Annotated in this window: 1 protein-coding gene; it reads left to right on the top strand. The window is 68.7% G+C overall.

Going from position 1 to position 460, the window contains the following annotated elements; genetic code table 11:
* Nucleotides 1–460, top strand: a 460-nt coding sequence (locus I6F28_RS37130) for a sensor histidine kinase (RefSeq protein WP_225143954.1), incomplete at both ends; no start/stop codon positions are given.

Raw genomic sequence — 460 nt, 5'->3', positions numbered from 1 at the left:
CGAAGACCCGCTTCCTGGCGGCGATCAGCCATGACGTGCTGCAGCCGTTGAACGCCGCACGGCTGTTTGCTTCGGCGCTGCGCGACAGCGACCATGTGAGTGACGAGCAGAAGCACCTGGCCGAGCGCGTGGATGCGTCGCTGCGTGCTGCCGAAGAGCTGCTTGATGGCCTGCTGGACGTGTCGCGGCTGGATGCCGGTGGCCTGCACCCGGTGATCGGCGAGTTCGACGTGAGCGCGCTGATGCGCGAACTGGCCGCGCAGTACACGCCGGTCGCCGCCGGCCGTGGCCTGCGCCTGGACCTGTTCACGCGTCCGGCCTGGGTGCGCAGTGATCGCCGCCTGCTGCGCCGCGTGCTGCAGAACTTCCTGGCCAATGCGCTGCGCTACACCCGTCAGGGCCGCATCGTGCTGGCGGTGCGCCAGCGTGGCAACGAAGTGGAGCTGCAGGTATGGGATAC

Source organism: Bradyrhizobium sp. NBAIM14, assembly GCF_020193895.1.
Lineage (GTDB): Bacteria > Pseudomonadota > Alphaproteobacteria > Rhizobiales > Xanthobacteraceae > Bradyrhizobium > Bradyrhizobium yuanmingense.
The sequence above is the reverse complement of the archived record's forward strand: the minus strand, read 5'-3'. Positions and strand labels throughout refer to the sequence as shown.